Source organism: Burkholderia sp. BCC1985, assembly GCF_905339915.1.
Classification (GTDB): Bacteria; Pseudomonadota; Gammaproteobacteria; order Burkholderiales; family Burkholderiaceae; genus Burkholderia.
Map to the genome: position 1 here is coordinate 1 of NZ_CAJPGY010000146.1, position 328 is coordinate 328.

Here is a 328-nt window from a genome sequence, read left to right on the forward strand (position 1 = left end):
TTGGTCGTGCGGGCAGCAATATGCGGTGACGCGGCCATATGTCGATTCATTCAGCCCGTGCCTCGCGCGATCCTCTTGCGCCGCATAAGACCGCTTGCTCGTCGGCGAGACCCGCTCGTTTTCCATGTCCTCATCGATTTTGTCGGCAGGTTGTTCGTATGCTTTTCGAGCACCGATGATCGACAGGAATGTGCCGAACGTCTTCGCGCGCGCCACGTAGGTTTGTCGTCCACGCCGTCCGCTGCCGTCCTTCGTCGTGCGTTGCGACCAGGTATCCATGAACGTATCGGATTTGTATGGGCCGTCTGCGTTCGCCAAGCTATATGGC

General features: G+C 58.5%; 1 pseudogene. It reads right to left on the minus strand.

From position 1 onward, the window contains the following. Nucleotides 1–279 (minus strand): annotated as a pseudogene (locus tag U4Z31_RS37040) (hypothetical protein); the annotation flags it as partial. Nucleotides 280–328: the final 49 nt, after the last annotated feature.